The sequence below is a fragment of the Arenibacter lacus genome (assembly GCF_008711145.1).
GTDB classification, from domain to species: domain Bacteria; phylum Bacteroidota; class Bacteroidia; order Flavobacteriales; family Flavobacteriaceae; genus Arenibacter; species Arenibacter amylolyticus.
Genome location: NZ_VVIN01000047.1, coordinates 23785 through 29800 on the forward strand (window position 1 = coordinate 23785; position 6016 = coordinate 29800).

At 40.4% G+C, this 6016-nt stretch carries 5 protein-coding genes; 2 read left to right on the forward strand and 3 right to left on the reverse strand.

Annotation, left to right across the window (positions count from 1 at the left end; all coding sequences use genetic code 11):
• The first annotated feature begins 70 nt into the window (after nucleotides 1-70).
• Both F1E73_RS12835 and F1E73_RS12840 read left to right on the forward strand, forming a co-directional pair.
• Entirely contained in the window at nucleotides 71-403 is a 333-nt protein-coding gene (locus F1E73_RS12835) for a hypothetical protein (RefSeq protein ID WP_150452114.1), read from the forward strand.
• Between the two features lie 306 nt (nucleotides 404-709).
• On the forward strand, nucleotides 710-1204 hold the full coding sequence (locus tag F1E73_RS12840; RefSeq protein ID WP_150452115.1) for a hypothetical protein: 495 nt from the start codon (nucleotides 710-712) through the stop codon (nucleotides 1202-1204).
• Between the two features lie 76 nt (nucleotides 1205-1280).
• On the opposite strand, the gene istB is transcribed toward F1E73_RS12840, so the two are convergent.
• From istB to F1E73_RS12855, 3 genes are all read right to left on the reverse strand, one after another.
• Nucleotides 1281-2006, reverse strand: a complete 726-nt coding sequence (gene istB / locus F1E73_RS12845; RefSeq protein WP_026811308.1) for an IS21-like element helper ATPase IstB — start codon at nucleotides 2004-2006, stop codon at nucleotides 1281-1283.
• Nucleotides 2007-2023: 17 nt separating this feature from the next.
• Nucleotides 2024-3586: an IS21 family transposase gene (gene istA / locus F1E73_RS12850; protein ID WP_223883428.1), complete on the reverse strand. Its 1563-nt coding sequence runs from the start codon at nucleotides 3584-3586 to the stop codon at nucleotides 2024-2026.
• A 291-nt stretch (nucleotides 3587-3877) separates the two neighbouring features.
• Nucleotides 3878-6016, reverse strand: a 2139-nt coding sequence (locus F1E73_RS12855) for a ribonuclease H-like domain-containing protein (protein WP_150452116.1), incomplete at its 5' end; no start/stop codon positions are given.

Genomic DNA, 6016 nt, shown 5'->3' on the forward strand with positions numbered 1-6016 from the left:
GTAATGTTTTAGTCTATTAAACTAATTTACAACCTGAAAACAATAACAAATAACTAGTAATTAATAGAAAATGTTACCTAAGAAAAGAGATAATATATACCCCTTAACAGAAGAGAATATTACAGCAATATTAAATTTTTACTTCGATATTCCTCATGGTAATATTGATTGGCTTTATAATCAGAAAGAATTATCTATTAATCAAATTGAATGGATCGCCAAATCGGTATCTGAACACATTGATTTTTTGCAATCGAATATTGAAAGTAAATGGTTCACCGTAACCCACTTAATGCTAAAGGGAAGAGATGCTTTTTTTAACGATAAGAAAAATTGGTTGGGTAACAGTGATGATAAAGCTATTACCGAAAAGCTAAAAGAGCTTGTGCTTAATTCAATATAAGTAATGAAAATATAGAAATGTGTACACAACTAGAACACTTATCTAAATTTACTAGAGTATGCTGATCCCTCTTCAAGAAATAATTAAGCTGAATAATCCGCTTAAAGCGGATAGGCGTTCCGTTTCAAAAGGGACACTTTTTCTTCAAAAATATTTGTTAAGTTACTTAAAATATTATTGATCCTTGGAAAATCTTTCAAATTGGCACGGTTTGTTCCGATATCACTGGCATAGTCACTCCGAAATAGCCAGCAGTATAATATTTTAATTCAATTATACTTTTAAAGAAATAGTTAAAATAAATATATGAGTAATAATATAGAGACGCATATTAGGTGGGCTAATGATTATTTCAGAGCATTACCCGAATTGTATCGACTTTGTAACACAGATGGTAAAGAGCGTGAAGCTCTTAACCTAATTCAAAAAATGTTGGGACTTGATAGTTTAGTGGATTGGAGTCGGCTCTATTCTGATGCAACTGTATTGAATAAATTAATTTTCGACATCCATTTGGAAAGTTCTAGTTCATTTTGTTTAAAATTGACGGAAGGCGTTTGTTATATTAGGCTGAAGGAATATATTCTGGCACTTGAGAGTTTCAATACAGCTATTGAAAAACATTACTATTTCAGTTATGGGAACTTTAAGAATCAAAGGGTGTTAACACGTATCATATTAAATAAGGCGAAACTACTCTATAACATGGGGTATTTAAATGACGCAATTAGAGTACACCAATCTACCTATGGATATTCCGAGGAAAGTTTACCACCATTCCGCTCTAAAGTTTACCAGTAAATTCCTGGCGTAAGTTTACCAGTTTACATCACTTTTTTCCACCGCGGGAACGGTTATAAAAATCAATTATACAACATTATTTTCGCTTTCGTAAAGATTGTCCTTGTAATTCTATCTTATGCCCAGCTGCTGACAGTCTGTCTAGTATAGCTTCAGCTAAAGTGGGTTGGTCCAAAAATGCATAAAAATGGTCGAAGGGCAGTTGGGAGGTGATGATCACCGACCCATCACCGTAACGATCTTCCAAGAGGTCTAATAAGGTTAATTTTGCATCACCTGATAAGGGTTTTAATCCAAAATCATCTAGGATGATCAGCTTTTTTGCCGCTAACTGCTTGATGAGTTTTAAATAGGTGCCATCAATTCTGGATTGCGCCAGGGTTTCTAAAAATTTATTCATAGATAAGTATAGGGTTTTATATCCCATAAGACAGGCGGAGCGTCCCAGTGCGCAAGCCAGGAAGGATTTACCGGTTCCAGTTTGACCGTGGATCAGTATATTCTGTCCTTTCTCCAGGTAGTGTCCTTCCGCTAATTGTAAAAGGGTTTCTTTTGTAAGTCCTCGTTCCTGACTACAAATAACCTCTTCCAGGTTGGCACGATAGCGAAGCTTTCCGGCCTTGAGCAATCGCTCGGTCTGCTTGTCACTTCTATACTCTTGCTCTGCCTGGCACATTAGGGCCAGAATGGTGTGGGCATCCTCCTGCTGATGGGTAGGAAGGCTAAGTAAGGTTTGATACCGCTTGGCCATTCCGGTAAGTCTCAGGCCGTGTAATTGTTGTAAGGTTGTTGCTGTATTCATCTTTTAAAGTTTAATAATTAATGTTCCATTTTGTTTGTAAAGGCCTCTGGTCCCCGAAGATTGTTGTGATGGGAGGGTATGGGGGATTTCTCAGGTGGACTTTCTTCTAACTGATCCATCTTGTTTTCTAATATGGTGGCCACTACTTTATAATTATACCGGTTTCCAGTGAGCGCCCTCTTACAGGCTGCCTCCACACGGGGACCACCATACTGTTTGATCAGTCGCATAATCCCCAGGAAGGGGCCATAGGCCTGATGTACGGAGATCTTACTTTTCATAAGCTTCTCAAAGAATTCTTTGGTATGGGGACCATTATCCGCAGCTTGTTTTAAGTAGTAATCCGGAGTCCATCCTCGTTGTACGGCCATCCTTCGATGATGTTCGGGCATATGTTCTAAAAGCGTGGTTATCCCATGTTTTTTATAGTTCCGCTGATGAACGGCAATGCGCTCGAGCTGATAATAAATTTCAACACCTTCCGTGTCATAAATAATATTTACTTCCTTACCCACATAGTGGTAAGGAACGCTATAGAAGTGCCAGTCTTCTCCCATCACCACGTGATAGTTCTTTTGAACCTTGGCCCTAGTGAGATGATTGAACTGGTAAGGATGCTCGGGAAGGTTCTGCAATAGAGGAAGTTCCTGGCTAGTGAAGAGCTCCCTTCGGCTAAAAGACTTCTTCTGGAAGTTGATATCATGATGGGCTTCCAAAGCCTTTCTTATTGCTTGATTTAACTCCTGGATACTATAGAATGTTTCGTTCCGGATTGCAGCATATACTCGGCGGTAGATAATTTTCACCTGGTTCTCTACAGATGGCTTATCTTTGGGGGCCCTTACTCTAGTGTTTAATAGTCCGATATGGTTGTGCAGGGCCCACTGCTCCAGTGCCTGGGGAAAGATAGGTTCATACCTGCAGCTGCGCACCACCCATTGTTTCATATTGTCGGATCTGGCATTGAGCGGGACCCCGCCAAAATAATTTAAGATGTCGTTCAGGGCAGGGATTACCTGGGCAAGGGAAGCATCGGGTAATTCTTTTGCATAACCAAAGCCACTAAAGGGAAGTACGCCTATAAGTACCGGGCAGGCTATAATCTCCCCCGTAGAAGTGGCCACATAGCTTAACTTAGAACCCGCAAAATCAATTTCCAGCAGCTCTCCAGGGTTATGTTTAAAGACCATGGTCGGGCTCTTCAAATTGATCTGGATATCCAATAATTCACAAAAGCGGGAGTAGCTAAAGCCTTCTGGGTATTCTTTTAAATACTCCTGCCAGAGCAGTAGCCTGGTTACCCCAACACGCCCTAGTTCGGAGATAAAATAATCCGCTTGTTCCAAAAAATATAGTTTACGGACATCCGGGGTCAGGTCCGGTCCTTTCCTTTTGGTTTTTACCAATTCATAAAGTTCCGGATCTTTAAGTTTAAGAAGTGTATCATAATCAAATCCACTGGTCTCAAAGATGCCCTTGTAGGAGTGAATAGTAGGTCTGGAGACACCGGTTTGCTCAGCAATGCCACGCTCTGAAAGATCTCGTTTTAGGAATAATAGTATTTGTCTTATTTTTTGCATAGCAAGGGTTTTATTGGCCATAATTCTAAGGAGTTGGTTATTCAACCTAATGTACTCCAGAATCATAGACCTGTTCCCTTGGTGGTAAACTTTGCTTCGGAATTTTCGGTAAACTTTGTGCCGGAATGTCAGCCTATAAAAGCGCAGTTCCATCTTCAAAAATCCGTAACGATCCGAAAAACTGTAAATCTTTGCTCTGATTATTCTGGTAAATTATACTCAGGAATCAGTGGTAAACATTGCTCCGGAATCGGTGGTAAACATTGGCTCGGAACAGTGGTAAACTTTGGATCAGAATATCCATTCCAGGTATAATCCAGATCCAGCATACTTGGAGCCGTTAATTTGCTGTTGATCGAGATGGTCTTTAGATTTTAATCGGTTTTCATAAAAGAGTTCAGAAACAAATGCATTGATGGATGAATGCATGCGCCATGTTTCAGCTAAAAAGACCCCTTGTTCATCAGAAAGGGTTTTTTCGTCTTGAAGCACATGTTCTAATGCTGATACTTCTGTGCCATCGGGATGAACCCCTTGTTGTGGTTGTTTCAATTGCTGTGGATCACCAAGCATAATAAGGTTGGAACAGCAATGTGAAACGGCTAGTGTGTCAATTAAGGATAACTGTCCAGCTTCATCCACAAACAGGTAATCCACGCTGTCTTCAAATGGTGGTTTACTCCACATAAAAGATGTTCCAGCAATGACGTCCACATGGCCTATAGCTGCTTGGATAGGATTTTCAACCTTGCTAACTGTCCAAGGAGAAGGGTTATCTGGATCTGGCTCGGTTTTCTGTATCATTTGAATGTTAAACCCTTCCTCTTGAGCTACCTCCCAAACTTTCCTTAGCAAATTTGTAATGACCTTATGGCTAAGGGCAGTAATTCCGATTTTCTTTCCTTGTTGGGCCAAACGAACAATAAGGTGGCTACCAGTATAGCTCTTGCCCGCACCAGGGGGGCCTTGAATGGGTAAATAGCTATGATCAAGTTTGGCAGCAAAGTCAAATGTATGCTCTAAAATATCATCATTGCTAATCCGATTCTCAGTTAAACTCGGAAGAGTATTCATGAGTAATTGCCTTGCTGCTCGGTATGTTTCATTATCGCTATCCATACTATTGTCTACAACCCATTCTGCCAATCGGATAATGGCTTCTTCTTTGGTGTTGGAATTAATATTTTCCAAACTCATTATGGAAATCGGGTGGGGCAGGTCAATTTTAGATGGCCCTTTTTTGATACGGACTATACCTGCATCAGTGTCAATCTCATGAATGGTGCCTATCTGATTTCCTTCCTTATCCTCTACAGCCTGACCAGGACGTAAATCACATTCTTGGGGTGGAAAAGAATATGTATCAACTACACTTCTTTTTTCCGGCTCTCGATTACCTGTAAACTCTAGGTACGAAATTGCTTTTCGCTCTTCTAAGAGCTCGTCTTCGGGTAGCTCTTTTAATCGAAAAAACTCCCACCAAAACGACTTTTTTTCTCTTCGATACCAATCAAGCATATGAGCCAGAATATAACGAGCCTGCTCAACTTCGCTTCGTTCAGCCTTTATTGGAGGGTTACCTTCTAGCAGCGCATTCATAATGGGCTGAATGCGCTCTTGATGCGCAGTGATATTATCACTGGCATCACCATCGCCATCTTCAGGCCTTGTAATGTTTTTACCATCACTAATTAGCCTGGTACGAATATCCTCCAGCCATGCTTGAAGGCGAACCAAGGATTCACAGTCATCTTGATTGTAGAGCTGGACGGCATCTTTGGTTTCCCTTGGTAGTATATTAATATTCCCTGTTTGCAGAAGTAGCTCCAATTGTGATTTATGACTTGAGAGCTCTCGCAAATCCATCATACGCACGTAGCCAAAGAATGGTTCTAAGTCTTTGATTGAGTATTTCTCAACACTAGCACGAACAGACTGCCGAACTATACCATAAAGATCTACAAATGTGTTTGATCTTAAAAAGGTATCAATTTCATTTTCACGCGATGCATATTTACCCATTAGCCGCTTTAAAGCTATAACCTCGTAAGGCGCATAATGGTATATATGGAGTGAGGGGTCTTCTTGTTTAAGCTTAAAGGCAAAGTCAATGAATTGCTCGAAGATTTCTTTTTCTTCAGCTTCGTTTTTAGCCCAGAAGGCGTGGTATACACCTTTGTGCACATAACCAATCATGTATTCAAGACCATCCGGTTCAACCATCCGGTCACCTTCAAAATCGAGGTAAATATCGTTTGTAGAAGGCATTGGTAGTTTGTTCAGACCCTTGCCTTCTTCAATGTCTAGAGTTTCGTAGTAAGGTTTATATCCGTTTTGCCTACTTGTATACTGTACTCTAGCCTGTTCTCGAAGTTTGTTGTAAGTCTCTTTAACACCTTTAGTAGGGTTAAAAGGCACAGGTAGATCAAG

Coding starts and splice junctions, on each gene's coding strand:
- F1E73_RS12835 (WP_150452114.1), top strand. CDS start 71: ATGTTACCTAAGAAAAGAGATAATATATACCCCTTAACAGAAGAGAAT.
- F1E73_RS12840 (WP_150452115.1), top strand. CDS start 710: ATGAGTAATAATATAGAGACGCATATTAGGTGGGCTAATGATTATTTC.
- istB (WP_026811308.1), bottom strand. CDS start 2,006: ATGAATACAGCAACAACCTTACAACAATTACACGGCCTGAGACTTACC.
- istA (WP_223883428.1), bottom strand. CDS start 3,586: ATGCAAAAAATAAGACAAATACTATTATTCCTAAAACGAGATCTTTCA.